This is a genomic window from Pseudomonas sp. s4, from assembly GCF_046764235.1.
Taxonomy (GTDB): domain Bacteria; phylum Pseudomonadota; class Gammaproteobacteria; order Pseudomonadales; family Pseudomonadaceae; genus Aquipseudomonas; species Aquipseudomonas asiatica.
The window spans coordinates 4,633,918-4,659,231 of the sequence record NZ_CP177209.1 but is presented as its reverse complement, the minus strand read 5'-3'; the positions used below and the strand labels follow the sequence as shown (position 1 = coordinate 4,659,231).

Genomic DNA, 25,314 nt, shown 5'->3' with positions numbered 1-25,314 from the left:
GTAGGAGCAGCCTTGAGCTGCGAATGGGCCGCAAAGCGGCCCCGGCTATCTCGAACCCGATCAACGCATATCAGGCAAACGTGCCTCGGTGCGTACTTCGGTGGTAGCCAGCGCTTCCGGTGGCAGCGAAATACGTTGCTTGGTCAACAGCTCGCCCATGGTCGCCAGCACGCGGTAGCGCGAGAACTCCTCGGTATAACGCACCTCGGTGTAGCGGCGGTCGGCGTTGTACAGCTCGTTTTCACTGTCGAGCACGTCGAGCAGGGTACGTTGGCCCAGGCCGAACTGGTCCTGGTAGGCGGCACGCACGCGCTTGGTGGTCTCGGCGTATTCACGCGCAGTCGGCAGCTGCTTGCTGGCGTTGTTCATGGCGTTCCACGCCAGGCTCAGGTTTTCGGTCAGCTCACGCAGGGCGTTATTGCGGATGTCCAGGGCCTGGTTGATCTTGTGCGCGTCGGACTGCAGGCGAGCCTTGTCGCTGCCGCCGCGGAACAGGTTGTAGTTCATCTCCACGCCGGCTTGCCAGTCGTTGTTGTTGTGGCCTTTCTCGCCACCGGTGTTGTTGTTGGCACCGGTAGCCAGAATGGCGTCGAAGCGTGGGTAGAAGGTCGACTTGGCCACTTCGTATTGCTGCTCGGCAGCATTGACGTCAGCCTGGGCAGACTTGATGTACGGGTTGTTCTGACGCATGCCGTCGCGGGCTTCATCGAGGGTGCCAGGCACCTCGCCCTTGATGGACTGCGGGCTTTCCAGCTCGTCCGGCATGCGGCCGACGACGCTGAAGAAGTTGGCTTCGGCATCGGCCAGGTCGACTTCGGCGGTGTCCAGGTTGTTTTCCGCCAGGGCGCGACGTGCGCGGGACTGGTCAAGGTCGGCGGTGCTGCCGACGCCGCGCTCGTTGCGCAGGCCGATCTGGTCGTTGACGCGCAGGTGGGCTTGCAGGTTGTTCCTGGCCAGGGTCACCAGTTCACGGCGTTTGAGCACTTCCAGGTACACCTCGACTGCACGCAGAGCGACATCCTGGGCAACGGCCTGGGTGTAGTAGGCGCGGGAGGTGGAGACCGCTTCGGTGCGGCCCACTTCATTCGAGGTGTTGAAGCCGTCGAAGATCATCTGCCGCAGGCGCAGCTCGGACTGGGTGTAGTTGAGGGTTTCCTTGTTGTGGTTGCCCTCGGCACGCGTCGTGGTGTTGTCAGAACGCTGGCGGCCATAGCCTGCGACCAGATCCACGGAAGGGTAATAGCCACCACGCGCAAACTTAACATCTTCATCGGCAGACAGCTTGCTGTTGCGGTTGGAGCTGACCTGCGGGTGGTAGTCCACGGCGCTCTGGACAGCCTCGGTGATCGACATCGCCTGTACGTTGGCACTCGCCAGGGCCAACAGTAATGCACTGGTGATGGGGTTCAAAACGCGCATGGTACATCTCCCTGATCCTGGAATTGATCCTGCTATTCGCCAAAAAAATGACGATAAAGTTATTTCATATAGTGTTGCAGGTTTTTAATAACACAGCTAAGTACATTCAACGCGATAGACAAGAAGATTTATTCATATCAAATTGCCATAACCTAATTAAATAATCTAACAGGCTCGCAGGTGAACCTTGGAAATGGCGGCGTAAAACTCCATTAAGGCCAATGAATACAGGGCTTTAACCGACTTCCAGAATCATTTCGGATAAGGGAAGCACGAATTAGGCGAAAGTGATATTTGGCGACAGAATATTGTCACTTTGGCTTGTGCAGGGTTTTCTGGCTGAGGATATACAGGCTTACCAGGACGGCACTGGACAACATGAAGATGCGTGCCCAGAACAGGGGCACCAGATAGCACGACAGGCCGATGCTGGCCCACATCAGGCCGATGGCGTAGACCTTGCCCTTGAGGGGGATACCTTCACCACTGAGGTAGTCACGGATCCATGGCCCGAGCTTGGGGTGATGAACCAGCCAGTGGTGAAAGCGCGGCGAACTGCGGGCAAAGCAGGCAGCCGCCAATAGCAGGAACGGGGTGGTGGGCAATACCGGCAGGAATATCCCCAACACCCCCAACGCGACGCTGAGCCAGCCGGTGGCCAGCAGCAGGTAGCGCACAGGCGACTTAGTGGTGACGTGGCTTGAGCAGTGCCGGCTTTTCGTCAGGGGCATGCAGCAGCAGGAACAGCGCCGTCAGTGCTTCGGGGATCTGTACGATCATGTCGTCCTGCAGGTTGGCGTTGCTGGCGATGTCGGCGAACTCCGGCTGCTCGTCGAACAGGCCCGAGCCGACCATGATCGGCAGCAGCATCTCGCTGACTTCTTCCTCGGCGTTTTCGAACCAGGCCTCTTCACGCAGGAATACGCCTTCCATGAAGCCGATGCACCAGCCGCGCAGGTCGGAATCGTCCGGCTCTTCGGTCAGGTCGAGGTCGCACGGCAGCTCGAATTCATCGTCGCTGGCCAGCTGGCGGGCGATGTGTGCCTTGAGCGCTACCAGGGTGGCCTCGATCTCGGTGCGCTGAGCGTCGCTGGCGTAGTGCGGCTCTTCGGCGAACAGGGCGTCGATCCATTCGCGCTCGGGCACTTCCTCGGCATTGATCGACAGGGCGGTGAGGTAGCCGTGGGCGGCGACATAGTCCAGCGCTTCTTCGTGCAGCTCGTCGGCGTCGAGGAAGGCTTGCAGGCGGGTCAGTTGCTCGGCGAAGGACATTACAGGGCTACCTTGGGGAATAAACGATAACGAATTCTAGCACCTTGCGACGGCAGCGGGGTAAAGGGAACGTCTATCGCCGTGGTGCCCTGCGCGGGGCGGTGCTGCGGTATACTCCGCGATTTTTCATCCAGGGGCAGGATTTGCCGGCCGCCTGGCAAAAACCGCTTACGCATTTGGCGTGTGCGGGGCGGGTTTTTCGTCCAGCCTGTATCCGGGATGGTACGGCGATTTGTGGAGTTGCACATGCTCGAACAGGCTCAGCGCGTTCTCAAGGACGTCTTTGGCTACGACAGTTTCCGCGGGCGCCAGGCAGCGATCATCGACTGCGTGGCTAATGGCGGCGATGCCCTGGTGCTGATGCCCACCGGCGGCGGCAAGTCGTTGTGTTTCCAGGTGCCGGGGCTGCTGCGTCCGGGCCTGACAGTGGTGGTCTCGCCACTGATCGCGCTGATGGACGACCAGGTCGCCACGCTCGACGAACTGGGTGTGCCGGCTGCCGCGCTGAACTCCACGCTGACCCCCGAGCAGCAGCGTGACCTGGCCGGGCGCCTGCGCCGTGGCGAAGTGAAGATGCTGTACCTGGCACCGGAACGCCTGGTGCAGCCGCGCATGCTCGACTTCCTGCGTGATCTGGATATCTCGCTGTTCGCCATCGACGAGGCCCACTGCGTGTCGCAATGGGGCCACGATTTCCGCCCCGAATACCTGCAACTGGGCCAGTTGGCCGAGCTGTTCCCGCATGTGCCGCGCATAGCGCTGACCGCCACCGCCGACATGCGCACCCGTGAAGAGATCGTCCAGCGCCTGCACCTGCAAGGCGCCGAACGCTTCCTGTCGAGTTTCGACCGGCCCAACATCTTCTACCGCATCGTGCCCAAGGAGGCGCCGCGCAAGCAGCTGATGGCCTTCCTCGGCGAACGCCGCGGCAACGCCGGTATCGTTTATTGCCTGTCACGCAAGAAGGTCGACGAAACCGCTGCCTTCCTCTGTGACCAGGGCTTCCCGGCGCTGCCGTATCATGCCGGCCTGGCAGCCGAGACGCGCGCGGCCAACCAGCACCGTTTCCTCAACGAGGAAGGCCTGATCATGGTCGCCACCATTGCCTTCGGCATGGGCATCGACAAGCCGAACGTGCGTTTTGTTGCCCACCTTGACCTGCCCAAGTCGCTCGAGGCGTACTACCAGGAGACCGGCCGTGCCGGCCGTGACGGGCTGCCGTCCGATGCCTGGATGGCCTACGGGCTGCAGGACATGGTCATGCTCAAGCAGATGCTGCAGAACTCCGAAGGGGACGAGCGCCACAAGCGCATCGAGCAGCACAAGCTCGATGCCATGCTGGCCCTGTGCGAAGAAACCCGCTGCCGCCGCCAGTCACTGCTGGCCTATTTCGACGAAACCCTCGAGCAACCGTGCGGGCACTGTGACAACTGTGTCGACCAGGTGCAGACCTGGGATGCCACCGAGCCTGCCCGCCAGGCGCTGTCGGCGGTGTTCCGCACCGGCCAGCGCTACGGCGTCGGGCACCTGGTCGACGTGCTGCTGGGCAAGGACACCGAAAAGGTGCGCAATTTCGGCCACGAAAAACTCTCGGTTTTTGGCGTCGGCAAGGGGCTGGCCGAGGTCGAGTGGCGTTCGCTGTTCCGTCAGCTGGTGGCGCGCGGCCTGGTCGACATCGACCTGGAAGGCTACGGTGGCCTGCGCCTGTCCGACAGCTGCCGGCCGCTGCTGCGGGGCGAGGTGACCTTGCAGCTGCGCCGTGACCTCAAGCCGCAGACCACCGCCAGGACGTCGTCGTCCAGTGGCGGCAGCCCGGCCAGCCAGCTGGTGCGTGCCGAAGAGCGCGAGCTGTGGGAAGCACTGCGTACCCTGCGGCGCAAGCTGGCCGAGGAGCACAGCGTGCCGCCCTATGTCATCTTCCCCGACTCGACGCTGCTGGAGATGCTGCGCAGCCAGCCGGTCAGCCTCAGCGACATGGCCCAGGTCAGCGGCGTGGGTGCGCGCAAGCTGGAGCGTTATGGCCAGGCCTTCCTCGAGGTGCTGAACAATAGCGGTGGCACCGACGAAGCACCGAAAGTGGTGCTCGACCTGCGCCACGAACTGGTCAGCCTGGCACGCGCCGGCATGACCCCGGCGCAGATCGCCGGCCAGCTCAACTGCAGCGAGAAGAACGTCTACAGCCTGCTGGCCGAGGCGCTGGGCCGCCAGGAACTGAGCCTCGAGCAGGCCCTGGACCTGCCGGAAGACCTGTTGATGGAAGTGCAGGATGCCTTCCTCGATGGCGAGGGCGAGCTGCCACCGGTGCCTGCGATCGTGCCGCTGTTCGGGGGGCGGGTGCCGGAGGGCGTGCTGTACTGCGTGCGGGCTGCGCTGGCGGCCGAGTTCGAGCTGTAAGTGGTGACAGGATCGGAGGCAGAACTGCCATCTGCTGACCTTTGTCATGTTTTTTGACGATTATCGAATATTCCAGGGTGCCCGAGCCTTGCCTCGTGGGGCGGGCCATGGTTAGCTGCCTAATAATTAGATCTATTCAATGAGTTGCTTATGCCCCTGACCGACAACCAACACCGCTTCGGCATGCAGCTGGCCCAGATGTCCCGGGGTTGGCGTGCCGAGCTGGACCGCCGCCTGGCCGGGCTCAACCTGTCACAGGCACGTTGGCTGGTGTTGCTGCACCTGGCCCGTTTCGAAGAGGCCCCGACCCAGCGTGAGCTGGCCCAGAGCGTGGGCGTCGAAGGCCCGACCCTGGCGCGCCTGCTCGATAGCCTGGAAGCGCAGGGGCTGGTACGCCGGCAGGCGGTGCTGGAGGACCGACGGGCGAAGAAAATTGTGCTGTGCCCGCCGGCCAAGCCGCTGATCGACCAGATCGAGACCATTGCCAATCAACTGCGGGTAGAGCTGTTCACCGGGGTGGATGAGGCGGAGCTGCAGGTGTGCATGCGGGTGCATGCCAAGATCCTGGCCAACCTGGAGAAATCCTGATCAACCTGCACCCGCGATCGTTGTAGGAGCAGCCTTGTGCTGCGAAGAGGTCATTCCAGGCACAGAACATCTTCTGTCAAACCTGCCTCTTCGCAGCACAAGGCTGCTCCTACAGGTTCAGTGCAGGCCCTAGAAGGTATGCCCAAGGTTCAGGTACACCGCCTGCTCATGCGCACTGTTGGCACCATAAGTGAAGTTCAAGGGCCCCAGCGGCGTCTCCAGCCCCAGGAAGATGCTCGCCGCATTGATGTACCCACTGTCGAACTCGTTGTCGTTGTTCCACGCCCGCCCTCGCTCCAGCGACCCGCCGATGTACAGCGGGAAGTCCAGCGGTACGTAGGCCCGTGGCGTCAGGCGGCGGTAGTAGACCATGCGCATCAGGCTCACGTTCTGCCCCGACACCGAGTCCTGGCGAAAGCCTGACAGCTCCCGCGCGCCACCCAGCACGAAGCTCGACGTCACCACCTCGGTATCATCCAGCGTGCGCCCGTAGCGCCCGCCCAGAACGAAGGTGTTCGGCCCGCTGCTGATGGCCTTGTCCAGGTTGAACATCCACTGCCGGTAATCCTGGTCAGAATCCAGAGACTGGTCATACTTGCGCAAGGTCAGGCCGATATCCTCGCCGCTGTGCGGGAAGTACACATTGTCCAGGGTGTCGAACGAGTACTTCAGCTCGTAGAAACCTTCGTTGAAACTGACCTTGGGCAGGTCCTGGTCGCCGATGCGCACCTCGGCCTCGCCCCAGGCCTTGCCCACGCCCAGGCGCACTTCACCGTTGGTACCGATCTGCCGCCCCACGTTAAGGCCAAAACCGTAACGCTCCAGGCGGTACTCGGCTACCGGGTCGTTGTCCAGGGTGGCTTCGATGTTCTGCGAGCTGAAGTCCAGGTACGGTGCGATGAAATAGCGCGAGCCCACGTCCAGCGGCTGGTAGAACTCGCTGTACAACTCCTGCTGGTCGCCGATCTGGCCACGGGTCAGCCATTCGGCGCCGAGGCTGTTGATGCCGTTTACCCGGTAGCTGGCGCCCAGATTGAAGGCGCTGTCGCCGCGCAGGTCGTCCGACAGGTTCAGGCCCAGGCGCAGGTAGTCGGTGCCACCGCGTCGGCCCCGGGCGTTGATCACCAGGGTGTTGTCGTCGCCCTTGTGCACCACGCGGTACTGCACCCGGTCGAAGTAGTCCAGTCCGTACAGCGTGCCCATGTCGGTCTGCAGGCGGCCTAGCTCCAGCGGCGCACCGATCGGCTGGCGGATGTACGAGCGGATGACCTCGTCGCTGACCTTGGAGTCGTTCTCGATCCTGATCGCGGTTATCGTTGGCGTGCGCTGGCGTGGCGAGCGGGCCACGGCCAGGCTGCTGTCACCTTCGGGCTGGCGCAGGGCGACAAGGCGCGGGTCGAGCAGGCGGGTGGCGCGGTAGCCGGCCTCGATCATTTCCTTGGCGCGGCCAAAGTCGGTGACGCCAAAGGCGGTCAGCGGTGGCTGGATGAGAATGTCGTCGCGGTGCAGGCTGGCCAGTTGTTCTTCCGAGTTGCGCCGGGTCATCAGGGTGATCGACTGATTGAGCACGTCGACCACCGTGGCCAGCTGCTTGCGGTCACGCAGCGGCGTGCCGATGTCGACCACGATGGCCAGGTCCACACCCATTTCGCGGGCGACGTCCACCGGGATGTTGTCGACCATGCCGCCGTCCACCAGCAGCCGGCCGTCCAGCTCGACCGGGGCGAACACCGCCGGGATCGACATGCTGGCGCGGATCACCTGGGGCAGGTGGCCACGGCGGAACACCACCTTTTCGCCACTGGCAATGTCGGTGGCCACGGCGCGGAAGGGGATTGGCAGCTTGTCGAAGTCACGGGTGTCGGCGGTGTGCGCCAGCTTGCTTTCCAGCAGCAGCGCCAGGTTCTGGCCCTGGATCACCCCCAGCGGCAGGCCCAGGCTGCCGTCGTCGCGAAAGCTGAGCTTCTGTTTGACCAGAAAGTCGCGGTCATCCTGCTTGCGCCGGAACGGCACGTCCTTGCGCGGCGGGGCATCGGACAGCGCCTGTTGCCAGTCGAGGGTGGTGGCAAGCTTTTCCAGCTCTTCGACGCTGTAGCCAGAGGCATACAGGCCGCCTATCACCGCCCCCATGCTGGTGCCTGCGATAGCGTCGATGCGTACCCCCTGTTCCTCCAGGGCCTTGAGCACACCGATATGGGTCAGGCCGCGGGCCGCGCCCCCCGACAGCACCAGGCCAACCTTGGGCCTGGCCGGTTCGGCGGCGAATGCTGTGAAGGAGGAGAGGGTGAGCAGGAAACAGAACAGCAAACGGCGCATCGTGAGTCTCAAACCGTGGGCTAAAGACGGCTAGTATAAGCGGCCCCTCATCTGGAGATGCCTCACCATGGCCGACAGCAAACCGGAAATTGTCATCACGTATTGCACCCAGTGCCAATGGCTGCTGAGGGCCGCCTGGTTGGCCCAGGAACTGCTCAGCACCTTTGCCGACGACCTCGGCCGAGTGGCCCTGGAGCCTGGCACCGGCGGTATCTTCCGCATTACCTGCAATGGCGTGCAGATCTGGGAGCGCAAAGCCGACGGTGGCTTCCCCGAAGCCAAGGTGCTGAAGCAGCGGGTGCGCGACCAGATCGACCCGCAGCGTGACCTGGGTCACAACGACCGCTGAATCAGGCGCTTTCGGCCAGTGGCCGCTGCCTGGGCGGTTGTTCGGCGGCCAGGCGGCTGGAAAGCACGATGGCGAAGATGATCAGTGCACCGCCCAGCAGCATGCGCAGGGTGGGGGTTTCGGCGAACACCACCCAGGCCACGGCGATGCCGTAGACCGGCTCCATGCCGAACACCACGGCGGCGGTGCGCGCCTTGATCACCGACAGGCTGGCGACGAACAGGCTGTGCGCCACGCCGGTGCAGAAGATGCCGAGCAGGGCGATCCACAGCCAGTCCATGGTAGTTACGCCGGCCAGGTCCGGCGCCGCGAACGGCAGCAGGCACAGGCCCACTACCAGGTTCTGCCACAGCGCCGCCTGCACTGCAGGCAGGCGGCCGGAGCCTGCGCGGTTGGTGAGTGACAGCAGGGAGAACAGCAGCCCCGACAGCAATGACCAGAGCAGGCCACCGGTGGCTTCACTCGCCAGGTCGAATGCCGGCGTGACCAGTACCAGGCCGATGCTGACCAGCAGTACCAGCAAAGCCTCATTGCGGCGGATGCGTTCGCGGAACAGCAGGCCCTCGAGGATCACGGTAAAGGCCGGGAAGCTGGCGAAACCGAGGGTGGCGATGGCCACGCCGGCAACCTTTACCGCGATGAAGAAGCTGACCCAGTGGCCGGCCAGCAGCACGCCACCGAGCAGCAGGCGGCGAGTGTCCTGGCCGCTCAGGCGTTGCCAGCCCGGGCCGGCCAGGCTGGCGAACAGGGCCAGGGCGAGCACGGCGAAGGCGGCGCGGCCGAAGACGATGATCGCCGGGCTGGCGCTGGTGGCCAGTTTGCCGAAGACGCCGGTGAGGCCGAAGAACAGCGCGCCGATGTGCAGGGCGCCGAGGGCGGTGCGGTGGTTCATGGGTGGTCCTTGCTCAAGATCTCTACTGGCTGTGCCGGCCTCTTCGCGGGTAAACCCGCACAGCTACTGCACCGCTTTCGAAGCCTTTGCAGCACCTGTGGGAGCGGGTTTACCCGCGAAAGGGCCGGCACAGGCCAAGTGTATAGGCTCAGGAGAATGCATTCTGTCGCAAGGCTAGTGTGGTTTGTCGCCAGACTCTCGCCGCAAAGCTAGCGGCGTACACCCGAACGCCCGCAACATCGCCGCCGAAAACGCACTTTGCGAGCTGTACCCCACCTGCGCCGCAATCTCCCCCATCGGTAGCAAGGTCTGCATCACCAGCCGTCGCGCCTTGAGCAAGCGCCGCTGGCGAATGTAGTCCATCGGCGTCATACCGCATTCCGCAGTAAAGCGCGCATGCAGGCGGGCGCTGGACAACCCGGCGATGCGCGCCAGGTCAGCCACTTGCAGCGGGTAGGCGGCATGCCGCTCGATATGTGCGTCGAAGGCGGCGTAGGGCAGACGCTGGCTGGCTGTGACGCTGGCGGCCGCCGTGGGGTTGAGGCTGGCCAGCAGCAGCGCTGCCCCTTGTCGGGCAATCAGCGGGTCGTGCATGGGGCTGGTCGCCAGCCAGTCCACCAACTGTTGCTGGCGCTCATCCAGGCCCAGGGCGGCGGGGCGGTCGAGCAGGCGGCGGCTGGCATCTGCATGTTCGCCCAGTTGCTCGCGCAACCAATGGTCCCCTGGTACATCCAGCACCAGGCAATCGCTGCCGCCATCGCTGGCGCAGGTGTGATGGGCGCCCGCCGGTACCACGATCAACCCCTGTCGATCGATCCCGGCGCCATGTCCCTGCACCTCGAAGTCCAGACGACCGCGCAGGCCGAACACCAGTTGCGGGTGTTCGTGGCTGTGGGCGATCAGGCTGTCGCGGTAATGGCGCAGCGAGAGGATCGGGCCGGCGGTCATGGGGAGAGGCGTCCTCGCAGGGCAGAGGCGCATTGTGCCTCATTCCTCGCGGTCCATCACTCGTAACGGTTTTGCCACCGATCTGTCATTCGCGCCTGCCAGTCTCCAGCAAACTGCGTCGGAGCCTGCCCATGACCCATGCCGAACTGTCACGTCCCTCGCGCAAGCAACGCGTGCGTACCCTGTGGATTTCCGATGTGCACCTGGGCACCCGCGACTGCCAGGCCGAACACCTGTCGCAGTTCCTCAAGGGCTACCAGGCCAACCGTATCTACCTGGTGGGCGATATCATCGATGGCTGGAAGCTGCGCGGTGGTATCTACTGGCCTCAAGCCCACACCAACGTGATTCGCCGCCTGTTGACCATGAGCAAGCGGGGCACCGAGGTGATCTACGTCACCGGCAACCATGACGAATTCCTGCGCCGTTACTCCAGGCTGATACTCGGCAACATCCAACTGGTGGACGAGGCCGAGCACCTTACCGCCGATGGCCGCCGCCTGCTGGTGATCCATGGCGACCAGTTCGACGTGATTACCCGTTACCACCGCTGGCTGGCGTTCCTCGGTGACCGTGCCTACGAATTCACCCTGGTGCTCAACCGCTGGCTCAACCGCTGGCGTGCCCGCTATGGATACGGCTATTGGTCGCTGTCGGCGTACCTGAAGCACAAGGTCAAAGGCGCGGTGAACTTCATCAGCGACTTCGAGGATGCCATTGCCCACGAGTGCACCCGTCGCGGTTTTCATGGGGTGGTGTGCGGGCATATCCACCATGCCGAGATTCGCCAGGTGGGGGAAGTGGAGTACCTCAATTGCGGGGATTGGGTGGAGTCGTGCACGGCGCTGATCGAGCATTGGGATGGCACGATCGAGCTGTACCGGTTGGCCGAGGCACAGGCGCGGGAGGCGCAAGCAGCGGCGGCGGTGCGCGAACCGGCGTAGGGCTTGAGGGCCCTGGGGGCCGCAAAGCAGCCCCAAAAGATCTACAGGCTGATCTTGCCCAGCAGGATATCCCTGAACATCACGAAATCCCCGATCAGGCTATACAGCGGATGGGTAAAGGTTGCAGGCCGGTTCTTTTCGAAAAAGAAATGCCCGACCCAGGCAAAGCCGTAGCCGAACACGGGCAAGGCCAGCAGCAACAACCATTTGCCACTGCCGATGGTGTAGGCCAGCAGGGCTATCACCAGGCTGGTGCCGACGAAGTGCAGGCGGCGGCAGGTGGGGTTGCTGTGCTCCCCCAGGTAGTAAGGGTAGAACTCGGCAAAACTGCGAAACTGCGCTGTGCGGTTCATGACAGTGCTCCGGGATTAACACTTCTGGACAAGATGCACGGCGTGGAGCCTGATTCGAGTCTAGAGTGACTGGCGAAGCCTATCAGTGACAATAGGCGCCAATTGAATATCCTTGGGGTTCACCGCAGGAGCGGTCAGCATAAGAAGCCTGTCATGAGCGAAAGAACCACGTCAGCCAGCTGGGCATCAGGGATCGTGAAGGCACTCGAACTGGAAGGGCTGGACTGCCGGGCCATGTTCAAGCAGCTGGGGCTGGATTTCGCTGCCCTCGACGACCCCGACGCGCGCTTCCCCCAGGACTCCATGACCCGGCTGTGGCAACTGGCGGTAGAGCTGTCGGGCAACGAGGCCATAGGCCTGAACATGGCGCGGGTGGTGCGCCCGGCATCGTTCCATGTGGTGGGTTATGCGTTGATGTCCAGCCGCACCCTGGCCGAAGGCTTCGAGCGCCTGGTGCGTTACCAGCGCATCATTGCCGAAAGCTCCGACCTCAGCTTCGTCCTCGGCCCCGAGGGCTATTCGCTGATCCTGACCGTACACGGCGACCACTTGCCACCGACCCGGCACAGCGCCGAAGCATCGCTGGCCTGTGCGCTGGCGCTGTGCAGCTGGCTGAGCGGTCGCCCGGTGCAACCGCGCCGGGTGCTGGTGCAAGGGCCGCAGCCAAAGAATATCGAACCCTACAAGGTGGCGTTCCATTCGCCGCTGGTGTTCGGTGCGCCGCACGATGCGTTGGTGTTCGAGCGCGCCGACATGGAGGCACCGCTGCCCACCGCCAATGAAGCCATGGCGATACTGCATGACCGTTTTGCCGGCGAATACCTGGCGCGTTTCTCGGAAAGCCGGGTCACCCACCGGGTGCGCCAGGTACTGTGCCGCATCCTGCCGCAGGGCGAGCCCAAGCGCGAAACCCTGGCCCAGGCCCTGCACCTGTCGCAGCGCACCTTGCAGCGGCGGCTGCAGGAGGAGGGCACCAGCTTCCAGACCCTGCTTGACGACACCCGCCGCGAACTGGCCGAACAGTACCTGGCGCAGCCGGGCATGACCCTGCTGGAAACCGCTTACCTGCTGGGTTTTGCCGACCCCAGCAATTTCTACCGTGCGTTTCGCCGCTGGTTCCATGTCACGCCCAGTGAGTACCGCGCCCGCCTGGGCGCCGAGCCGGAGGTGGTCAATGGCGCCAGAACGCCGGCATGCACAACACTAGCACGGTGATGATTTCCAATCGGCCGAGCAACATGCCGCTGGCGAGAATCCACTTGGCAGCATCCGGCAGCGTGGCGTAGTTGCCCGATGGGCCGATCACTTCACCCAGGCCCGGCCCCACACCCGAAACCGTACCCGCAGCGCCGGTCAGGGCGGTCATCCAGTCCACGCCAAGCAAAGACAGCAGCAGCGCCATGACGCAGATGGTGATGGCGAAGAAGAACGAGAAGGTCAGGATCGAACGCACGATTTCTTCGTCAAGGCGGTGGCCGTTGTACTTCTGCTTGATCACCGCACGTGGGTGGATCAGCTGATTGAGGCTGGCCTTGAGCAGGATGTAGGCGACCTGGAAGCGGAAGATCTTGATACCACCAGCCGTCGAGCCGGAGCAGCCACCGACGAAGCCCAGGTAGAAGAACAGCATCAGCGAGAAGTTGCCCCACAGGCTGTAGTCACCCAGGGCGAAGCCGGTGGTGGTGACCACCGAAGTCACATTCAGCGCCACGTGGCGCAGGGCGTCGAGCCAGTGCAGGTTGGTGGTGGCCCAGTACCAGGTGCCGAGCACCAGCCAGGTAACCACCAGCAAGCCCAGCAAACCCTGCACCTGCTGGTCGCGGATCAGTGCCTTGCGGTTGCCGCGCAGGGTCGCCACGTAAAGGGTGAAGGGCAGGCTGCCGAGGATCATCACCACCACCGCGACCCAGTGCACGGCCGGGATATCCCACTTGGCCAGCGACTGGTCGGAGGTGGAAAACCCGCCAGTGGAAATCGCCGACATGGCGTGGTTGATCGCATCGAACGGGCTCATGCCGGCCCACCAGAAGCCCAGCGCGCCCAGGATCGAGAAGCCGACGTATACCCCCACGATCGACTTGGCGACCATGTGCGAGCGCGGCATTACCTTCTCCGAACGGTCGGATGATTCGGTCTGGAACAGGCGCATGCCACCGATGCGCAGCAGCGGCAGGATCGCTACCGCCATGCCGATGAAGCCGATGCCGCCGAGCCAGTGCAGCATCGACCGCCACATCAGGATGCCCGGTGACATGTTGTCCAGCCCGCTGAGTACGGTGGCACCGGTGGCGGTGATGCCCGACATGCTCTCGAAGAAGGCGTCGGTGTAGCTGATGTGCTGGGTCAGCAGGAAAGGCAGGGCGGCGAACACGCACACCACCAGCCAGCTGCTGACGGTCAGCAGGTACATGTCGCGCGGGCGCAGGTGCACATGCTCGGGGCGACCCTGAAGCACCAGGGCCAGGCCGGCGATGAAGGTGATCAGGCTCGACCAGAGGAACGACGGCATGTCACGGGTGCGTTCGAAGATCACCAGGGTCGCCATGGGCACGGCCATGCTGACGGCGAGGGTAATCAGGAAGATGCCGATGATGAAACCAATGATCCTTAAGGTCGGCAACGCCATGTGATCTGCTCTGACTCTAAACGGAAGGGCGCCATTCTACCTATGGGTCTGGTGATGTAAACGCTAGAATGGCCGCACATTTACCTGCCAGGAGGGTAGCCGATGGAGGCTCTCGACGCATTGCTCAACCGTGTTTCCGTGCCACGCCTGACCGACCCGGCGCCCAATGCCGCCCAGCGCGAGGCGCTGTTCCAGGCCGCCCTGCGCGCCCCGGACCACGGCCAGCTGCGGCCGTGGCGCTTTCTCACCATCGAAGGCCAGGGCCGCGAGAAGCTGGGTGAGCTGTTCGCCGAAGCGCTGCAGCACAAGGGGGATGCCACCCAGGCTGCCCTGGACAAGGCCCGCGCCATGCCGCTGCGGGCGCCGTTGCTGATCGTGGTGATTGCCAAGCTGCAGGACCACTTCAAGGTGCCCAAGTCCGAGCAGCGGCTGGCGGCGGGCTGTGCCGCGCACGGCATCCTGATTGCGGCGCATGCGCAAGGTATCGGTGCGGTATGGCGCACCGGGGACATGGCTTTCGATGCCCATGTGCACAAGGGCCTGGGGCTGGCTGCGAACGAGGAGCTGATCGGTTACCTGTATGTGGGTACGCCGCTGACCGAGCCGCGCACCGCGCCGATTCTGGAAACTGCTGATTTCGTCAGTGCCTGGGGTGAATAGCGCGGCCTGGGGCTGATTGCCGTATCAAGGCATCCGGCCCTTTCGCGGGTAAACCCGCTCTCACAGGTGTGGCGCAAGTTTCAGGCCTTGCACGGTTACCTGTGGGAGCGGGTTTACCCGCGAAGAGGCCGGGAGCATTTACATCAAATCAACTGCCTGTCGCTTCAGTCACAGGCAACTCCAGCCGCGCCACGAAGCCCCCCTGTGGATGGTTCTCCAGTACCAGGCTGCCACCGTGTCGCTCCGCCGCCTTGCGTGCAATCGCCAGCCCCAGCCCATGTCCCGGCGCATCCTGCCCCGGCGCACGGAAGAACGGTTCCCCCAACTGCGCAAGGTGCTCCGCCGCCGCCCCCGGCCCATGGTCACGCACGCTGATCAGGATACGGTCCTGCTCGCGCGCGGCGCTGACTTCGATCGGCTGGCCCTGCGGGTTGAAGCGCAGGGCATTGCGCAGCAGGTTGTCCACGGCACGCTCGATCAGCGTTGGCCAACCTTGCAAGGTCAACCCCGGCTGAGCCTCCAGGCGCACATCCTGCTCTGGTGCGCTGAGCTGGGCATCCTTGCGCACGCTGCCGAGCAGGGCGTTGAGGTCCACCGGCTCGGCATGGGCCTGTTCGGCATCGACCCGCGCCAAGGCGAGAATTTCGCTTATCAGGTCTTCCAGGCGGTCGCATTCGCGGGTCAGGCGTGGCCACAGCGCTTCACGCTGCTCAGGTTCGGCGCGCTCGGCCAAGGCCAGGGCAATACGCAGCCTGGCCAGCGGTGAACGCAATTCATGGGACACATCGCGCAGCAACTGGCGCTGGCTGCCGATGGTGCTTTGCAGGCGCGCGCCCATCTTGTTGAAGTCCTTGGCCAGCACGCCGAATTCGTCACGCCGCGCCGCCAGCTGCGCCAGGCTGTTCTGCTGGTAGGTGGTCTGGCCCAGGTCATGCACGGCGCTGCGCAGACGGCTGAGCGGGCGGGTGATGGACAGGGTCACCAGCAGGCTGAACAGGGTCAGCACCACCAGGGCAATGCCCAGCGCACTGAGCGGCCACAGCAGGCTTTCGCGGTGCCAGGCATCCAGCGCCGGGTGGGGGATGCGGTAGATCAGCAGGTACGTCTGGCCGGTGTCGGGGCTGGTGTATTCCTCGGTCAACCGGCGCCACGGCAGGCGCCGCTGGTCATTGTGCTGGCGTGCCTCGAAGGCCGCCGCACGGCGCGGGAAGGTGCCGGGCACCACGGCTTCGCCACTGTCGTCGAGCACCTGCACGTCGATCTTGTAGCGGTCCTTGCGCCGTTCCAGGAAATGCTGTGCCGAAGCCAGGCCTTCCTGTTCGTAATGCTTGGCCCACTTGCTGGCCAGGGTATTCAGGCCCGGGTGGCGGCTGAGGATCCAGGCGTCCTGGTTGAGCATGTGGCCCAGCAGGATCGACAGGCCCGCAACCAGGGTGATGGCCAGCCAGAAACTGGCCAGGATGCGCCAGAACAGTGAACGCAAGTGCACCTCCTGCAAACAAGAAAAGCCCGGCTCGCACTGAGGCGGGCCGGGCATCGGGCGGACAGCTTACTGGGCCTTGTTGCCTTTTTCAGCTTTCCAGGCCTGGAACTCCTGCCACTCGGCTTTCTGTGCGGCGCGTTCCTTCTGCAGTTCGTCGAACTTCTTCTGCTGCTCAGGCTTGAGCAGGGCGCGGACCGCGCTGTCGGTCTTGTCGCGGTTGGCCTGCAGTTCGTCCTTCATCGCCTTCTGGTCGGCGGCCGGCAGTTTGGACAGGTAGCGCTCGGTAATGTCGCGGCGCTGTTTCATCTGCTCGCCCATCAGCTTGCCGATCTGCTGGCGCTGGTCACGGCTCAGGTCCAGCTGGTGGAAGGGCGCATCACCGCGATGATGTGGGCCGTCGTGGCGCATGCCGCCTTCAGGCATGGCCATGGCCACGGTCGGCAGGGCGGCGGCGAACATCAGGGCGATAAGGGTCTTGCGCATGGTGTCTCTCCTTTCATGGGCCGGTGGTTACCGGATGAGCACAGTCTAGGGAGATCACCGTCAAGCGCGGTCAGCGGATGGTAAAGGCTCGGTAAAGATGTTCAGAGGCAGTAGTAATAGCCACGGCTGCGCAGGGCGACGATGCGTGGCCGGCCATCGGCGTGGGGGCCGATCTTCTTGCGCAGGTTACTGACGTGCATGTCCAGGCTGCGGTCGTACAGGGTCAGCTTGCGGCCCAGGCTGATCTGCGCCAGTTCCTGCTTGTCCAGCGGCTCGCCGGGTTGGCGCAGCAGCGCTTCCAGAATGCGGCTTTCGGACAGGGTCAGGGTCATTTCACGGCCATCGATGCTGGCCACGCCACGGGCAGGGCTGTAGACCAGGTCGCCCAGCTCCACCTGGCTGGTGGTGGCGGTGGGGTGGCTGCGGCGCAGCACGGCACGCAGGCGAGCGGTGAGTTCACGCGGGTCGCAAGGTTTGGCCAGGTAGTCGTCGGCGCCCAGTTCCAGGCCGAGAATGCGGTCCAGCGGCTCGCCGCGGGCCGAGAGCATCAGTACCGGCAGTTCGGCATGCTCGCTGCGCAACTGCTTGAGCAGTTCCAGGCCACTGCCGTCGGGCAGCATCACGTCCAGCACCACGGCCGCCGGGGCATGCGTGGCCAAGGCCTGGCGTGCGCTCTGGCCATCGTGGCAGGCGCGCACGGTAAACCCTTCCTGGGTCAGCCAGCTGCCGAGCAGCTCGCACAGCTCCTGGTCATCATCTATCAGTAACAGCTCGCTCATGACTCACTCAATTCAACCATTGACGGCGGCTATTCGGCCCGCCAGTGGCAAAGATACCGCAGACTGATGGCAACAGTATAACTGGTGGTACCGCGTGGCCTTCTTCGCGGGTAAACCCGCTCCTACAGGAGCAGTGCAAGCTTGAAGCCTGCGCCGTCTCTGTGGGTTTATCCGCGAAGAAGCACACGCGGTCTCAGATCAAGGCAGCACTTGCTTGAACGGCTTGACCACCACCTTGTCGTACACGCCCGCGGCAATGTAGGGGTCGGCATCGGCCCAGGCTTGCGCCGCGGCGAGGGAGTCGAACTCGGCAACGATCAGGCTACCGCTGAAACCCGCTTCGCCAGGGTCGTTGCTGTCGATGGCCGGGTGCGGGCCGGCCAGTACCACGCGGCCCTCGGCCTTCAGCTGCTGCAGGCGTTCGATGTGCGCCGGGCGGGCAGCCAGGCGCTTTTCCAGGGAGTTTGCGACGTCGCTGGCGATGATGGCGTAGAGCATGTCAATCCTTGGGTTTGGAGGTAGAAGGGTCGTCGTGCAGGTGGCGCGACAGGTACACGCCCTGCGCTACCAGGAACATCACGGTCATGCCCAGGCTGCCGAACACCTTGAAGTCGACCCAGAAGTCCTGGAAGGTGAAGGCGACGAACAGGTTGGCCGCGCCACAGAACAGGAAGAAGCCGATCCAGGCCAGGTTCAGGCGGGTCCAGATGGCATCGGGCAGGCTCAGGGCGTGGCCCATGATGCGCTTGATCAGCACCCGGTCGCCGATGAAGTGGCTGCCGGCGAAGCCCAGGGCGAACAGCCAGTTCACCACCGGTGCCTTCCACTTGAGGAAGGTTTCGCTGTGGAAGGTCAGGGTCAGGCCGCCGAACACCAGGCAGGCCACCAGGGTGAGCCACTGGCCCTTTTCCAGCTTGCGCTGGCGCAGGAACAGCGCGCCGTAGACCACCAGCGAGCTGATGATCAGCATGGCCGTGGCGCTGTAGATGCCGCCGAATTCGAAGCTGTGGCCGGCGACTTCCATGGGGCGCGGGTCGAGCTTGTAGACGATGAAGAACAGCAGCAGCGGGATGAAATCGATGAATTGTTTCACAATGGCAGCCAGAATCGGGATGTGACGGCATAATAACAAACATCGATTCCAGCGAAAGCGCTCCTCCATGAATGTTGATCTGCACTGTCACAGCACGGCCTCCGACGGCGCCCTGTCGCCTTCGACACTGGTCGCCCGGGCCCATGAGCATGGGGTGCAAACGCTGGCACTGACCGACCATGACACCATCGAAGGCCTGCCCGAGGCGCGCCAGGCGTGCCGCGACAAGGGCATGCACTGGGTCAGCGGGGTGGAGCTGTCGTGCACCTGGGGTGGCGCGACCATCCATGTGCTGGGCTATGACTTCCCGCTCGACGCACCGCCCCTGCTGGCGGCGATCGAAGCGCTGCACCGTGGCCGCTGGCTGCGCGCCGAAGAAATCGACAAACGGCTGGCGGCCAAGGGCATGCCCGGTACCCTCGACGGCGCTCGCGCCGTGCAGCACGAACTGGGCGATAGCGGCAACGCCCCGGCGCGCCCGCATTTTGCCGAGTACCTGGTGCGTGCCGGGCACGTCAAGGATCGCAGCGAGGCGTTTCGCAAATGGCTGGGCGCCGGCAAGCTGGGGGACGTCAAGCAGCACTGGCCGACCCTTGATGAAACCGTCGCGACCCTGCGCCAGTCCAACGCTTGGGTGAGCCTGGCGCATCCCATGCACTACGATCTGACCCGCAGCAAGCGCAGAAGACTGATTGCCGACTATATTCAGGCAGGCGGGCAGGCGCTTGAAGTGGTCAACGGGATGATGCCTGCCGAGCAGGTGGGCACCATGTCCATCCTCACCCGTGAGTTCGGCCTGCTGGCAAGCGCTGGCAGTGACTTCCACGGCCCCGGCACCTGGGGCGAGATCGGTGCCTACCGGCCTTTGCCCGAGGACCTGCCACCTCTGTGGCGCCGATTCAGCCATGAACAGCCTTTGGCGGTATGAACAGGACGACTACGTGAGCCAATTTTTCCAGATTCATCCGGAGAACCCGCAGCAGCGCCTGATCAAGCAGGCCGTCGAGATTATCCGCAAGGGCGGTGTGGTGGTGTACCCGACGGATTCGGCCTATGCACTGGGTTGCCAGATGGGTGACAAGGCGGCCATCGAACGGGTGCGGCGCCTGCGCGGGCTGGACAAGACGCACAACTTCACTCTGATGTGCTGCGACATGTCGCAGCTGGGTTTGTACGCCAAGGTCGACACCGGCACCTTCCGGCTGCTCAAGGCACATGTGCCGGGGCCTTACACGTTCATCCTCAACGGCACGCGCGAAGTGCCGCGCCTGCTGTTGCACGATAAACGGCGCACCATCGGGCTACGGGTGCCGGCCCATGCCATTACCCTGGCCCTGCTGGCCGAACTGGGCGAGCCGTTGATGAGTGTGAGCCTGATCCTGCCAGGCGACACCGAGCCGATGACCGACCCTTACGAGATCCGCGAGCGCCTGGAGCACCATGTCGACCTTGTGATCGACGGCGGTTTCGGTGACCTCAAGGCATCGACCATCATCGACCTGTCCGGTGATGAACCGGAACTGGTCCGTGAAGGCTGCGGCGACCCCACGCCGTTCCTGGTCAACGCGTGAGCCAGGTGGAAACGCCCGAGGCACCGGCCGAGCAGGCCGAAACGCCTCGGCAGCTGCAGTTGGCACTGGTCTATGGCGAAGCCCTGACCGAACTGCCACTGGACCTGTACATCCCGCCGGACGCTCTGGAAGTCATCCTCGAAGCCTTCGAAGGCCCGCTGGACCTGTTGCTGTACCTGATCCGCAAGCAGAACATCGACATCCTCGACATTCCGGTGGCGGAAATCACCCGCCAGTACATGGGCTACGTGGAGCTGATGAAGAGCGTGCGCCTGGAGCTGGCCGCCGAATACCTGGTGATGGCTGCCATGCTCGCCGAGATCAAGTCGCGCATGTTGCTGCCGCGCTCGGCCGAGGTCGAGGAGGAGGAGGGTGACCCGCGCGCCGAACTGATTCGCCGGCTGCAGGAGTACGAGCGCTTCAAGGCTGCCGCCGAAGGTATCGATGAATTGCCACGGGTCGGCCGCGAGGTGGTGGTGCCGCGCCTGGAGGCGCCACAGGCCAAGGTGCGCAAGCTGCTGCCCCAGGTCAGTCTGGAAGAGCTGCTGGTGTCGATGGCCGAGGTGATGCGCCGCAACGACCTGTTCGAAAGCCATCAGATCACCCGCGAGACCTTGTCCACCCGCGAACGCATGAGCCAGGTGCTGGAACGCCTGAAGGGTGGCGGTTTCGTGCCGTTCGTCGAGCTGTTCGCCGCCGAGGAGGGCAAGCTGGGCGTAGTGGTGACGTTCATGGCGATTCTCGAGCTGGTGAAGGAATCGCTGATCGAACTGGTGCAGAATGAACCCTTCGCCGCCATCCACGTGCGGCTTCGCCCGGCGCTTGTTGAAGACCCTGATGAACCTGAATGAACCCCGCGACCTCGCGTCGCTGATCGAGGCTTTCCTGCTGGCTTCGGGCAAGCCGCAATCCCTGGAGCGTCTGTACGAACTGTTCGAGGAAGCCGAGCGACCGGAGCCCAAGGTCTTCAGGCTGGCGCTGGAGCTGCTGGGCAAATCGTGCAACGGCCGCGCCTTCGAGCTCAAGGAGGTGGCCAGCGGTTACCGCCTGCAGATTCGCGAGGACTTTGCGCCGTGGGTCGGGCGCCTGTGGGAAGAACGCCCGCAGCGCTACTCGCGCGCGCTGCTGGAAACCCTGGCCCTGATCGCCTACCGCCAGCCCATCACCCGTGGCGAAATCGAAGATGTGCGCGGCGTGGCGGTGAACAGCAACATCATCAAGACCCTGATGGAGCGCGAGTGGATCCGCGTGGTCGGCTACCGCGAAGTGCCCGGGCGGCCGGCGATGTTCGCCACTACCAAGGGGTTTCTCGACCATTTCAACCTCAAGAGCCTGGACGAGCTGCCGGCCTTGGCCGAGCTGCGGGAGATGGAGCCCGAGCCGCTGCTCGACCCGGATGATGCGCCAGTGCCGGCGCACCTGCAGGCATTGGCGGATGCCAGCCTTGGGGAAGAGGAAGAGGTTGCCGAGCCGAAGGAGGAGACCAGCTTCCGTAGCCTGCTGGTGGAGCTGGATGCCATGGAAGAGGGGCTGAAGACCGATTTCGATGATTTGCGCGAGGAAGAGCCTGAGGCCTCGGTGGAAGAAGAGGGCAAGTCACTGCCCTGATTCCTTTGTTGCCTGTACCGGCCCTTTCGCGGGCGTGCCCGCGAAAGGGCCGGCCATGCCAATACATAACCATTAGGCAGAAACCCCTCGCAAAGCCCACAAAACCCTCTACCCTCCAGTGCGTTCCCACGCCGAACCGCGTATGATGCGCGGCCTTTTGGCGCGTTCGTCGCCAGAACCCTTATTTCATTCCTACACCGGGAGGTGCCCAGATGAGTGAGCAAGACCTGCAAGATACCGAGATCACCCCTCCATCCGGCGAAAAGCTGCAGAAAGTGCTGGCGCGCATTGGCGTTGGCTCGCGCCGTGACGTCGAGGCCTGGATCAGCCAGGGCCGCATCAAGGTCAACGGCGTCGAGGCCACCCTCGGCCAGCGCGTCGACCTGCACGACGCCATTGCCGTGGATGGCAAGCTGATCAAGCGCGAAGAGGCCGCCGAGGCCACCCGCCGGGTGATCATGTACAACAAGCCCGATGGCGAAATCTGCACCCGTGACGACCCGGAGGGCCGCCCGACTGTGTTCGACCGCCTGCCACGTCCGAAAGAAGGCCGCTGGATCAACATCGGCCGCCTCGATATCAACACCACCGGCCTGCTGCTGTTCACCACCGACGGTGAACTGGCCAACCGCCTGATGCACCCGTCCTACGAGATGGACCGTGAGTACGCGGTACGTGTGCGTGGTGAGGTCGACGACGAGATGATCGAGCGCCTGAAGGCCGGCGTGATGCTGGAAGATGGCCCGGCCAAGTTCACCGACATCCAGAAGGCACCCGGTGGCGAAGGCTTCAACCACTGGTACCACTGCGTGGTGATGGAAGGCCGTAACCGTGAAGTGCGTCGCCTGTGGGAGTCCCAGGGCATGGTGGTCAGCCGCCTGAAGCGCGTGCGTTTCGGCCCGGTGTTCCTCAACTCCGACCTGCCGATGGGCCGCTGGCGTGAAATGACCCAGGGCGAAATCGACATCCTCGCTGCTGAAGTGGGCCTGCAGCCGGTGGCGCTGCCAGCCATGAAGCTCAAGGCCAAGGACAAGATGGAGCGCCTGCAGCGCAAATCGACCCGCCCGCTGGGCCGTGGCGAGCGCGTGCGCAGCCTGCGCCCGGCCCACGAAGGTGCTGCTGCCGGCGAACGCCCGGCGCGCCAGGCGCGTGAAGAGGCCCCGCGCAAGACCGGCCGTGGCAGCACCGTGGCCGAACGCCCGAGCGAGATGCGCAAGCGTCCGGCCAAGCCTGAAGGTGACAAGCCGGCAGGGCGTGGCCGCGGCAAACCGCGTGGCTGATTGGCCTTTGCGTTGAAATAGAACCAGCCTTCGGGCTGGTTTTTTTATGGCTGTGAGAATTTGCGGCTGCTGCGCAGCCCATCGCGACACAAGGCCGCTCCTACAGGGCCGCGCAATATTTGAAATTGACGCGGTCCATGTAGGAGCGGCCTTGTGTCGCGATGGGCCGCAAAGCGGCCCCAAGATATTGAACAAAAAGAATTTTCGGACGACTGGCAAGTTCCCGAACCACCCTGTAAAGAAAATTGTACGAATGTAGTCGGTTTCAGCCCGGATTTCAGATTAGGTCGAATCGTGTAAACAAACCTTGCCGCCGACTCCCCATCAAAACAGCCAGCCAAGCCCCGCCCACCCTTGCCCAAAGCCCCGCCCCACGGTGTTATAGCCGCCATTGCCGTGTGCAAAAGCCTGTCCACAGAGCCAGGCTGACAAAACAACAAATGGAGGCGCCATGTACGCCGATCACTTCGCCTTTCAAGGCCCACACCACAGGATCGCTGCGTTTTTTCCCGAGGAAACGATGCAACGCGTTGACGCCTGCGCGTTTGCAGGGGTATACAGTGCGCCGCGTTTTACCTGTGACTCCTTTGCGTACCGCGCACTCTTGATCACGCCTGGTTGACCCGCTCCGGCGGCCCCTGAGGTCAGGAAACCCAAGGTAACCACCTTGCCCATTCCGCTGCGCCACGAGCGCGGTGGGTCCGATTCCGTCACAGATAAAAACAATGCAGGTGACTTCGTTCATGAGTGGACAAAACATGCATTCAGGCGAGCTCAAGCGGGGCCTGAAGAACCGCCATATCCAGTTGATCGCCCTCGGCGGTGCGATTGGTACCGGCCTGTTCCTCGGCTCGGCAGGCGTGATGAAATCCGCTGGCCCGTCGATGATCCTTGGCTACGCCATCTGCGGCTTCATCGCCTTCATGATCATGCGCCAGCTCGGCGAAATGATCGTCGAAGAGCCGGTGGCCGGCTCGTTCAGCCATTTCGCCCACACCTACTGGGGTGGTTTCGCCGGCTTCCTGTCGGGCTGGAACTGCTGGGTGCTGTACATCCTGGTGGGCATGTCGGAGCTTTCGGCGGTCGGCAAGTATGTCCACTACTGGTGGCCGGAGATCCCCACCTGGGTCACAGCGGCAGCGTTCTTCGTGCTGATCAACGCCATCAACCTGATGAACGTGAAGTTCTTCGGTGAGGCCGAATTCTGGTTTGCCATCATCAAGGTGGTGGCCATCGTCAGCATGATCGGCCTGGGTGCCTACCTGCTGACCAGCGGCAGCGGCGGCCCGGAAGCAACCGTGGCCAACCTGTGGTCGCACGGCGGCTTCTTCCCGAACGGTGTCAGCGGGCTGGTGATGGCCCTGGCCTTCATCATGTTCTCCTTCGGTGGCCTGGAAATGCTCGGCTTCACCGCAGCCGAGGCCGACAAGCCGAAGACCGTGATCCCCAAGGCGATCAACCAGGTCATCTACCGTATCCTGATCTTCTATGTCGGTGCCCTGGTGGTGCTGCTGTCGCTGACCCCATGGGACAACCTGGTCGCCAGCATCGATGCCTCCGGTGGCAGCTATGGCAGCAGCCCATTCGTGCAGGTGTTCTCGCTGCTGGGCAGTGACGTGGCCGCGCACCTGCTGAACTTCGTGGTCCTGACTGCAGCGCTGTCGGTGTACAACAGCGGCACCTACTGCAACGCCCGCATGCTGCTGGGCATGGCCGAACAAGGTGACGCTCCGGCGTCGCTGGCCAAGGTCGACAGCCGCGGTGTGCCGGTGCGCTCGATCCTGGCGTCGGCAGGCGTGACGCTGATCGCGGTGCTGCTCAACTACCTGATGCCGCAAAACGCGCTGGAGCTGCTGATGTCGCTGGTGGTGGCTACCCTGGTGATCAACTGGGCGATGATCAGTTACTCGCACCTGAAGTTCCGCCAGCACCTGGACCGCACTGGCCAGAAGCCGCTGTTCAAGGCGCTGTGGTACCCCTATGGCAACTACATCTGCCTGGCGTTCGTGGTGCTGATTCTGGGCATCATGGCGATGATCCCGGGTATCCAGGTTTCCGTGTATGCGATCCCGGTGTGGCTGTTCGCCATGTTCGTGGTCTACATGGTCAAGCCGCGTCGCAAGGCGCAGGCCCTTGGGGCTGCTGGTAGCGTGGCCAAGTAAGGCGCTGCAGGTAGCGTACAAAAGACCCGAAGTCAGGAACTGGCTTCGGGTTTTTTATTGCCTGTAACGGCCTCTTCGCGGGTAAACCCGCTCC

General features: G+C 63.6%; 25 protein-coding genes. 12 read left to right on the top strand and 13 right to left on the bottom strand.

Annotation, left to right across the window (positions count from 1 at the left end; genetic code table 11):
* Positions 1-60: 60 nt before the first annotated feature.
* The 3 genes from ACK56M_RS21655 to ACK56M_RS21645 all read right to left on the bottom strand — a co-directional run bounded on the left by ACK56M_RS21655 (position 61) and on the right by ACK56M_RS21645 (position 2,691).
* A complete protein-coding gene (locus ACK56M_RS21655) occupies positions 61-1,419 on the bottom strand; it encodes a TolC family outer membrane protein (RefSeq protein WP_003259075.1) in 1,359 nt (452 codons plus the stop codon).
* 311 nt (positions 1,420-1,730) lie between these two features.
* Positions 1,731-2,150 carry a YbaN family protein gene (locus ACK56M_RS21650; RefSeq protein ID WP_161551430.1) on the bottom strand — a complete coding sequence of 140 codons (420 nt, stop codon included), beginning with the start codon at positions 2,148-2,150 and terminating at the stop codon, positions 1,731-1,733.
* The gene (locus ACK56M_RS21645; RefSeq protein WP_013973687.1) at positions 2,104-2,691 is read right to left on the bottom strand and encodes a YecA family protein; all 588 of its coding nucleotides are present in this window, start codon (positions 2,689-2,691) and stop codon (positions 2,104-2,106) included. The genes ACK56M_RS21650 and ACK56M_RS21645 overlap by 47 nt, the downstream gene beginning before the upstream one ends.
* Positions 2,692-2,937: 246 nt before the next feature.
* Between ACK56M_RS21645 and recQ the strand changes: the two genes are divergently transcribed.
* Both recQ and ACK56M_RS21635 read left to right on the top strand, forming a co-directional pair.
* On the top strand, positions 2,938-5,085 hold the full coding sequence (gene recQ, locus ACK56M_RS21640; RefSeq protein WP_061304427.1) for a DNA helicase RecQ: 2,148 nt from the start codon (positions 2,938-2,940) through the stop codon (positions 5,083-5,085).
* Between the two features lie 150 nt (positions 5,086-5,235).
* Positions 5,236-5,673: a MarR family transcriptional regulator gene (locus ACK56M_RS21635; protein ID WP_013973685.1), complete on the top strand. Its 438-nt coding sequence runs from the start codon at positions 5,236-5,238 to the stop codon at positions 5,671-5,673.
* 129 nt (positions 5,674-5,802) lie between these two features.
* Here ACK56M_RS21635 and ACK56M_RS21630 read toward each other — a convergent pair whose 3' ends face one another.
* Positions 5,803-7,989 carry a patatin-like phospholipase family protein gene (locus tag ACK56M_RS21630; protein WP_411959039.1) on the bottom strand — a complete coding sequence of 729 codons (2,187 nt, stop codon included), beginning with the start codon at positions 7,987-7,989 and terminating at the stop codon, positions 5,803-5,805.
* 67 nt (positions 7,990-8,056) lie between these two features.
* Here ACK56M_RS21630 and ACK56M_RS21625 point away from each other — a divergent pair, with 67 nt between their 5' ends.
* The gene (locus tag ACK56M_RS21625; protein ID WP_003259082.1) at positions 8,057-8,338 is read left to right on the top strand and encodes a SelT/SelW/SelH family protein; all 282 of its coding nucleotides are present in this window, start codon (positions 8,057-8,059) and stop codon (positions 8,336-8,338) included.
* 1 nt (position 8,339) lies between these two features.
* Here the strand turns inward: ACK56M_RS21625 and ACK56M_RS21620 are convergent, their stop codons facing one another.
* Complete coding sequence (locus ACK56M_RS21620; protein WP_054573795.1) at positions 8,340-9,230, bottom strand: DMT family transporter; 891 nt, start codon at positions 9,228-9,230, stop codon at positions 8,340-8,342.
* Between the two features lie 174 nt (positions 9,231-9,404).
* On the bottom strand, positions 9,405-10,178 hold the full coding sequence (locus tag ACK56M_RS21615) for a helix-turn-helix transcriptional regulator (RefSeq protein ID WP_015271288.1): 774 nt from the start codon (positions 10,176-10,178) through the stop codon (positions 9,405-9,407).
* A gap of 131 nt (positions 10,179-10,309) precedes the next feature.
* Here ACK56M_RS21615 and ACK56M_RS21610 point away from each other — a divergent pair, with 131 nt between their 5' ends.
* On the top strand, positions 10,310-11,122 hold the full coding sequence (locus ACK56M_RS21610; protein ID WP_015271287.1) for a UDP-2,3-diacylglucosamine diphosphatase: 813 nt from the start codon (positions 10,310-10,312) through the stop codon (positions 11,120-11,122).
* Between the two features lie 41 nt (positions 11,123-11,163).
* On the opposite strand, the gene ACK56M_RS21605 is transcribed toward ACK56M_RS21610, so the two are convergent.
* On the bottom strand, positions 11,164-11,475 hold the full coding sequence (locus ACK56M_RS21605; RefSeq protein WP_015271286.1) for a DUF962 domain-containing protein: 312 nt from the start codon (positions 11,473-11,475) through the stop codon (positions 11,164-11,166).
* A 153-nt stretch (positions 11,476-11,628) separates the two neighbouring features.
* On the opposite strand from ACK56M_RS21605, the gene ACK56M_RS21600 reads away from it, so the two are divergent.
* Positions 11,629-12,690 carry an AraC family transcriptional regulator gene (locus ACK56M_RS21600; protein ID WP_015271285.1) on the top strand — a complete coding sequence of 354 codons (1,062 nt, stop codon included), beginning with the start codon at positions 11,629-11,631 and terminating at the stop codon, positions 12,688-12,690.
* Here ACK56M_RS21600 and ACK56M_RS21595 read toward each other — a convergent pair.
* Entirely contained in the window at positions 12,647-14,101 is a 1,455-nt protein-coding gene (locus ACK56M_RS21595; RefSeq protein ID WP_411959038.1) for a TrkH family potassium uptake protein, read from the bottom strand. The two genes, ACK56M_RS21600 and ACK56M_RS21595, sit on opposite strands and share 44 nt — an antisense overlap.
* Positions 14,102-14,203: 102 nt before the next feature.
* On the opposite strand from ACK56M_RS21595, the gene ACK56M_RS21590 reads away from it, so the two are divergent.
* On the top strand, positions 14,204-14,761 hold the full coding sequence (locus tag ACK56M_RS21590) for a nitroreductase family protein (RefSeq protein ID WP_013973676.1): 558 nt from the start codon (positions 14,204-14,206) through the stop codon (positions 14,759-14,761).
* Between the two features lie 148 nt (positions 14,762-14,909).
* Here the strand turns inward: ACK56M_RS21590 and ACK56M_RS21585 are convergent, their stop codons facing one another.
* From ACK56M_RS21585 to ACK56M_RS21565, 5 genes are all read right to left on the bottom strand, one after another.
* Positions 14,910-16,250 (bottom strand): sensor histidine kinase, encoded by a 1,341-nt coding sequence (locus tag ACK56M_RS21585; RefSeq protein ID WP_054573796.1) that lies wholly within the window; start codon positions 16,248-16,250, stop codon positions 14,910-14,912.
* Between the two features lie 60 nt (positions 16,251-16,310).
* On the bottom strand, positions 16,311-16,727 hold the full coding sequence (locus ACK56M_RS21580) for a Spy/CpxP family protein refolding chaperone (protein WP_013973674.1): 417 nt from the start codon (positions 16,725-16,727) through the stop codon (positions 16,311-16,313).
* A gap of 101 nt (positions 16,728-16,828) precedes the next feature.
* Positions 16,829-17,506, bottom strand: a complete 678-nt coding sequence (locus tag ACK56M_RS21575; RefSeq protein ID WP_013973673.1) for a response regulator transcription factor — start codon at positions 17,504-17,506, stop codon at positions 16,829-16,831.
* Positions 17,507-17,704: 198 nt separating this feature from the next.
* On the bottom strand, positions 17,705-18,004 hold the full coding sequence (locus ACK56M_RS21570; protein ID WP_015271283.1) for a YciI family protein: 300 nt from the start codon (positions 18,002-18,004) through the stop codon (positions 17,705-17,707).
* A gap of 1 nt (position 18,005) precedes the next feature.
* Positions 18,006-18,599 (bottom strand): septation protein A, encoded by a 594-nt coding sequence (locus ACK56M_RS21565; protein WP_003259096.1) that lies wholly within the window; start codon positions 18,597-18,599, stop codon positions 18,006-18,008.
* 67 nt (positions 18,600-18,666) lie between these two features.
* On the opposite strand from ACK56M_RS21565, the gene ACK56M_RS21560 reads away from it, so the two are divergent.
* From ACK56M_RS21560 to ACK56M_RS21535, 6 genes are all read left to right on the top strand, one after another.
* On the top strand, positions 18,667-19,527 hold the full coding sequence (locus ACK56M_RS21560; RefSeq protein WP_054573797.1) for a PHP domain-containing protein: 861 nt from the start codon (positions 18,667-18,669) through the stop codon (positions 19,525-19,527).
* Positions 19,528-19,540: 13 nt separating this feature from the next.
* A complete protein-coding gene (locus ACK56M_RS21555; RefSeq protein ID WP_038408376.1) occupies positions 19,541-20,170 on the top strand; it encodes an L-threonylcarbamoyladenylate synthase in 630 nt (209 codons plus the stop codon).
* A gap of 125 nt (positions 20,171-20,295) precedes the next feature.
* A complete protein-coding gene (locus tag ACK56M_RS21550; RefSeq protein WP_161551480.1) occupies positions 20,296-21,021 on the top strand; it encodes a segregation and condensation protein A in 726 nt (241 codons plus the stop codon).
* Positions 21,008-21,778, top strand: a complete 771-nt coding sequence (gene scpB, locus ACK56M_RS21545; RefSeq protein WP_191472264.1) for an SMC-Scp complex subunit ScpB — start codon at positions 21,008-21,010, stop codon at positions 21,776-21,778. The genes ACK56M_RS21550 and scpB overlap by 14 nt, the downstream gene beginning before the upstream one ends.
* Before the next feature lie 212 nt (positions 21,779-21,990).
* Positions 21,991-23,058, top strand: a complete 1,068-nt coding sequence (gene rluB, locus ACK56M_RS21540) for a 23S rRNA pseudouridine(2605) synthase RluB (protein WP_013973666.1) — start codon at positions 21,991-21,993, stop codon at positions 23,056-23,058.
* A 743-nt stretch (positions 23,059-23,801) separates the two neighbouring features.
* Entirely contained in the window at positions 23,802-25,220 is a 1,419-nt protein-coding gene (locus ACK56M_RS21535; RefSeq protein WP_161551429.1) for an amino acid permease, read from the top strand.
* Positions 25,221-25,314: the final 94 nt, after the last annotated feature.

Bases quoted from the DNA above. Each gene is read 5' to 3' on its own strand.
- ACK56M_RS21655 (WP_003259075.1), bottom strand. From the start codon at position 1,419: ATGCGCGTTTTGAACCCCATCACCAGTGCATTACTGTTGGCCCTGGCG.
- ACK56M_RS21650 (WP_161551430.1), bottom strand. From the start codon at position 2,150: ATGCCCCTGACGAAAAGCCGGCACTGCTCAAGCCACGTCACCACTAAG.
- ACK56M_RS21645 (WP_013973687.1), bottom strand. From the start codon at position 2,691: ATGTCCTTCGCCGAGCAACTGACCCGCCTGCAAGCCTTCCTCGACGCC.
- recQ (WP_061304427.1), top strand. From the start codon at position 2,938: ATGCTCGAACAGGCTCAGCGCGTTCTCAAGGACGTCTTTGGCTACGAC.
- ACK56M_RS21635 (WP_013973685.1), top strand. From the start codon at position 5,236: ATGCCCCTGACCGACAACCAACACCGCTTCGGCATGCAGCTGGCCCAG.
- ACK56M_RS21630 (WP_411959039.1), bottom strand. From the start codon at position 7,989: ATGCGCCGTTTGCTGTTCTGTTTCCTGCTCACCCTCTCCTCCTTCACA.
- ACK56M_RS21625 (WP_003259082.1), top strand. From the start codon at position 8,057: ATGGCCGACAGCAAACCGGAAATTGTCATCACGTATTGCACCCAGTGC.
- ACK56M_RS21620 (WP_054573795.1), bottom strand. From the start codon at position 9,230: ATGAACCACCGCACCGCCCTCGGCGCCCTGCACATCGGCGCGCTGTTC.
- ACK56M_RS21615 (WP_015271288.1), bottom strand. From the start codon at position 10,178: ATGACCGCCGGCCCGATCCTCTCGCTGCGCCATTACCGCGACAGCCTG.
- ACK56M_RS21610 (WP_015271287.1), top strand. From the start codon at position 10,310: ATGACCCATGCCGAACTGTCACGTCCCTCGCGCAAGCAACGCGTGCGT.
- ACK56M_RS21605 (WP_015271286.1), bottom strand. From the start codon at position 11,475: ATGAACCGCACAGCGCAGTTTCGCAGTTTTGCCGAGTTCTACCCTTAC.
- ACK56M_RS21600 (WP_015271285.1), top strand. From the start codon at position 11,629: ATGAGCGAAAGAACCACGTCAGCCAGCTGGGCATCAGGGATCGTGAAG.
- ACK56M_RS21595 (WP_411959038.1), bottom strand. From the start codon at position 14,101: ATGGCGTTGCCGACCTTAAGGATCATTGGTTTCATCATCGGCATCTTC.
- ACK56M_RS21590 (WP_013973676.1), top strand. From the start codon at position 14,204: ATGGAGGCTCTCGACGCATTGCTCAACCGTGTTTCCGTGCCACGCCTG.
- ACK56M_RS21580 (WP_013973674.1), bottom strand. From the start codon at position 16,727: ATGCGCAAGACCCTTATCGCCCTGATGTTCGCCGCCGCCCTGCCGACC.
- ACK56M_RS21575 (WP_013973673.1), bottom strand. From the start codon at position 17,506: ATGAGCGAGCTGTTACTGATAGATGATGACCAGGAGCTGTGCGAGCTG.
- ACK56M_RS21570 (WP_015271283.1), bottom strand. From the start codon at position 18,004: ATGCTCTACGCCATCATCGCCAGCGACGTCGCAAACTCCCTGGAAAAG.
- ACK56M_RS21560 (WP_054573797.1), top strand. From the start codon at position 18,667: ATGAATGTTGATCTGCACTGTCACAGCACGGCCTCCGACGGCGCCCTG.
- scpB (WP_191472264.1), top strand. From the start codon at position 21,008: ATGAACCTGAATGAACCCCGCGACCTCGCGTCGCTGATCGAGGCTTTC.
- rluB (WP_013973666.1), top strand. From the start codon at position 21,991: ATGAGTGAGCAAGACCTGCAAGATACCGAGATCACCCCTCCATCCGGC.
- ACK56M_RS21535 (WP_161551429.1), top strand. From the start codon at position 23,802: ATGAGTGGACAAAACATGCATTCAGGCGAGCTCAAGCGGGGCCTGAAG.